Here is a 4,173-nt window from a genome sequence, read left to right on the forward strand (position 1 = left end):
GCGTGAGGCCCTGCAGGTGTGGGTGAACCACTACAACTACCATCGGCCTCATACCTCCTGCGGAGACGCTCCTCCGGCCTCACTGGCACCGACCCGAGTCAACAACGTCATGCCCTCCTACGTCTAGGCGTCGGCGCGCCGTCCTGCCGGGGCTCACCAGCGGCCGAGCCGGTGCTGGAGCACGGCGAGGGCGGCGGGGCCGGCCGTGGAGGCGCGCAGCACGTGCGGGCCGAGCCGCACCGGCACGGCCCCCGCGGCCACGCAGGCCTCGAGCTCGGCCGGGCCGATCCCGCCCTCGGGGCCCACGACGACGGCGATCTCGACGGCCGCGGAGAGTCGCTCCGCCGGCACCGCGGACACCCCGTGCTCCGCGTCCTCGTGCAGTACGAGGACGAGCCGGCCGCCGTCGTCGTCCCAGGCCAGCCCGGCGACCGCCGTCCCGGAGACGTGGTCCCGGACCGCGGGCACCCGGGCGCGACGCGCCTGCTTGGCGGCCGCGCGGGCCGTGTCCGCCCACTTCTGGCGGGCCTTGGCGGCCTTGGGGCCCTTCCAGCGGACGATCGAGCGCTCCGCCTCCCAGGGCACCACGGCGTCCACGCCGAGCTCGACGGCGGCCTGGACCGCCATGAGGTCCCGGTCGCCCTTGGCGAGGGCCTGGACGAGCACGAGCGCCGGGGTGGGCGCCGGCTCCTCCGCCACCGCGTCCAGCCGCACGGACACCGCGTCCGGGGCGGCCGCGAGCACGGTGCCGTGGCCGAGCGTGCCCGACCCGTCGGCCAGGAGCACGGCCTCCCCGGGGGCCAGGCGCATGGCCGCGGCGGCGTGCCGGGCCTCGGCGCCGTCGAAGACGACCTCCGCGCCCGCGCTCGCGCCGGCCAGGGCGCCCGGCTCGAGGTGGAACAGGGGGGCGGTCACAGGTTCCTCAGGTTCTCCCGCAGCCGGGCGAACATGCCCTTGGCCTGGGGTGCGCCGTGCACGACCTCCTCGCCGCGCACCTCGGCCAGGCGCTCCAGGAGCTGGCGCTGCTCGTCGTCCAGGTCGGTGGGCGTGGTGACCACCACGTCCACCTTGAGGTCGCCACGGCCCTGCCCGCGCAGGCGACCGACGCCCAGGCCGTGGAGGACCTCGACGTGGCCGGACTGCACGCCCGGGTCCAGGCTGAGGGACTGCTTGCCGTCCAGGGTGTCCAGCGTGACGGTGGTGCCCAGGGCCGCGGCGGCCATGGGGACGGTCACGGTGGTGGCCAGGTGGTCGCCCTCGCGGCGGAAGGTCTCGTCCGGGCGGACCGCGATCTCCACGTAGAGGTCGCCGTTCGGGCCGCCGCCCGGGCCGGCCTCGCCGCGGCCGGCGAGGTGGATGCGGGTGCCGTCGTCCACGCCCGCGGGGATGCGCAGGGTCAGCGGCGTCCGGGTGCGGACGCGGCCCTGCCCGTCGCACTCGTGGCAGGGCGTCGGGATGACGGTGCCGAACCCCTGGCAGGCGGGGCAGGCCTCGGTGGCCATGACGGTGCCCAGCAGCGACCGCACGGGGCGCTGGATCATGCCGTGGCCATGGCAGGTCTGGCAGGTCTCCGGCTGGGTGCCGGGCTCGCAGCACGAGCCCTCGCACCGATCGCAGCGCACGGCCGTGTCCAGCTCGATCGTCTGCTCGCCGCCGAAGACGGCGTCGCGCAGGTCGATCCGCGCGGTCACCAGGGCGTCCTGGCCGCGGCGGGCGCGGCTGGCGGGGCCGCCGCGGCCGCCCTGGCCGGCGGCGTTCATGAAGGTCTCGAAGATGTCGGCGAAGCCCCCGAAGCCGCCCGCCCCGCCGAAGCCGCCCGGGAAGCCGGCCTGGCCGTTCTCGTTGCCCGTCGTGTCGTAGGCCCGGCGCCGGCCCTCGTCCGAGAGCACCTCGTAGGCGTGGGAGATGCGCTTGAACTGCTCGGCCGCCTCCGGGTCGGGGTTGACGTCCGGGTGGTGGGTGCGCGCGAGCTTGCGGTAGGCGCGGCGGATCTCCTCGGTGCTGGCGTCACGGCTGACGCCGAGCGTCTCGTAGTGGTCGGTCACGGTGGGGATTCCTCTCGGGGAGAGCGGGACGTGGGGCGATGCGGGACGGGGCCCGCCAGGACGCGTGGAGGCGCGTCAGGTGGTCAGGATGCGGGAGAGATAGCGGGCGATCGCCCGGACGGCGGCCATGGTGCCCGGGTAGTCCATCCGGGTCGGACCGATGACGCCGACCTTCGCCACGGCGCCGGGGCCGTAGGCGGCCGCGACCACCGAGGTGTCCGCGAGCGATCCGGCGTTCTCGGAGCCGATCCGCACGGACACCCCGTGGGCGTCCTGCTCCATCTCCGTGAGCAGGCGCAGCAGCACCACCTGCTCCTCGAGCGCCTCCAGGATCGGCCCGATGGACGCGCCGAAGTCCCCCGGGGAGCGGGCCAGGTTGGCGGTGCCGGCCAGGACGATGCGGTCCTGCCGGCCGGCCTCGAGCAGGTCGTGGACGGCCGCGGCCACGAGGGCGGCGGACTGCCGGTGCTCCGGGCGGACCCGGGTGACGACGTCGTCCACCACGGTGGCCGCCTGCACCGGACCGAGCCCCAGCAGGGCGTCCAGCAGGAGGCCGCGGAGCACGGACAGCTCCGCCTCGTCGACCGGACGGTCCAGCACGGCGTGCCGCTGGTCCACCCGCCCCGTGGACAGGATGAGGACCACGAGCACGCGCGTGGGCGCGAGGGAGACCAGTTCGAGGTGGCGGATCGTGGAGCCGTCCTCGTGGGGGAACTGCGCGACGGCGACCTGCTGGGTCAGCTGGGCCAGGAGGCGCACCGTGGACTCCATCATGTGCTCGGTGTCCGTCTCCGGGTCCAGCAGGGTCCGCACGGCCCGGCGCTCGGCCGGGGACAGCGGCTTCACCTCGGAGAGGCGGTCGACGAACACGCGGTAGCCCTTGTCCGTGGGGACGCGCCCGGCGGAGGTGTGCGGGGCCACGATGAGGCCCTCCTCCTCGAGCGCCGCCATGTCGTTGCGCACGGTCGCGGAGGACACGCCCAGGGCGTGCCGTTCCACGAGGGCCTTGGAGCCCACGGGCTCGTGCAGGGCCACGTAGTCCTCCACGATCGCCTGGAGCACCTGCAGGCGGCGGGGCTGCTCCGACATCTCGGTCCTCCTCTGGTCCGTCGGGATCCGGGGCGACCCCGGAGGTGCCCCTGACTGGCACTCCGGCGGGTCAAGTGCCAATGCTACCGTCCGACCCCGGGGGGCGACCCGACCGGTCCGCACGGCTTCGCTCACGGTGATCGCCCGGCCCCGTTGCTACCGTGCTCTCCCATGGACTGGAGCAGCTGGGGCCCCGCGGGCCACGACGACCTGACGCGCCGCCCCGCCCGGACCGTCCCCGATGTGCCCGCCGCCCCCGGCACGGTGGTCGAGGACGTGGCCTCCGGGTTCACCGGGGCCGTGATCGGCATCGAGCGCTCCGGCGGCGTGCACGTGGTGGTCCTGGAGGACCGCCGCGGCGTGCGCCGCGGCTTCCCCCTCGGCGGCGGCTTCTGGATCGACGGCGAGCCCGTGACCCTGGTCCCCCCGACCGCCGCGGCCCCGGCGGCGCCGGCCCGCACCGCCTCCGGCTCGCGACGGGTCGAGGGGGCGCGGGCCCGCACCGCCCGCGCCTCTCGCATCTGGGTGGAGGGCGTGCACGACGCCGAGCTGGTGGAGAAGGTGTGGGGCGAGGACCTGCGCCTCGAGGGCATCGTCGTGGAGCCCCTGCACGGCGTGGACGACCTCGCCGGGGCGATCCGTGCGTTCGCCCCCGGTCCGCGGCGCCGGCTCGGGATCCTCGTGGACCATCTCGTCACCGGGTCCAAGGAGGAGCGCCTCGCGGCCGAGGCCATGCGCGTGCCGGGGGCCGCGGGCAACGTGCTCATCCTCGGTCACCCCTACGTGGACGTCTGGCAGGTCATCAAGCCCTCCGTCCTCGGCATCCCCGCGTGGCCCGTCGTGCCGAAGGGGCAGGACTGGAAGACGGGGATCCTGCGGGGACTGGGCTGGCCGCACGGGAGCAAGGAGGCCACGGGGCTGGGGTGGAAGCGGCTGCTCTCCCACGTCACCACGTACGCGGACCTCGAGCCGTCCCTGCTGGGCCGCGTGGAGGAGCTCATCGACTTCCTCACCGCCGCACCCGAGCACTGATCTCGGC

General features: G+C 75.4%; 5 protein-coding genes. 2 read left to right on the forward strand and 3 right to left on the reverse strand.

From position 1 onward, the window contains the following. Positions 1 to 127: integrase core domain-containing protein (locus J1M41_RS02370; RefSeq protein WP_206451118.1), on the forward strand; the 127-nt coding region annotated here is incomplete at its 5' end. A gap of 26 nt (positions 128 to 153) precedes the next feature. Here J1M41_RS02370 and J1M41_RS02375 read toward each other — a convergent pair. The 3 genes from J1M41_RS02375 to hrcA form a co-directional block, all read right to left on the reverse strand. Further along, positions 154 to 915, reverse strand: a complete 762-nt coding sequence (locus tag J1M41_RS02375; protein WP_041103735.1) for a 16S rRNA (uracil(1498)-N(3))-methyltransferase — start codon at positions 913 to 915, stop codon at positions 154 to 156. Next, entirely contained in the window at positions 912 to 2,045 is a 1,134-nt protein-coding gene (gene dnaJ, locus J1M41_RS02380; protein ID WP_036317203.1) for a molecular chaperone DnaJ, read from the reverse strand. The genes J1M41_RS02375 and dnaJ overlap by 4 nt, the downstream gene beginning before the upstream one ends. Before the next feature lie 75 nt (positions 2,046 to 2,120). Further along, a complete protein-coding gene (gene hrcA, locus J1M41_RS02385; protein WP_206451070.1) occupies positions 2,121 to 3,134 on the reverse strand; it encodes a heat-inducible transcriptional repressor HrcA in 1,014 nt (337 codons plus the stop codon). Between the two features lie 171 nt (positions 3,135 to 3,305). Here hrcA and J1M41_RS02390 point away from each other — a divergent pair, with 171 nt between their 5' ends. Continuing rightward, positions 3,306 to 4,166, forward strand: coding sequence for a DUF3097 family protein (locus tag J1M41_RS02390; protein WP_044659801.1), 861 nt, complete (start codon positions 3,306 to 3,308; stop codon positions 4,164 to 4,166). Positions 4,167 to 4,173: the final 7 nt, after the last annotated feature.

It is taken from the genome of Micrococcus sp. KRD096 (assembly GCF_017168495.1).
In the GTDB taxonomy this organism is placed as follows: Bacteria; Actinomycetota; Actinomycetes; order Actinomycetales; family Micrococcaceae; genus Micrococcus; species Micrococcus luteus.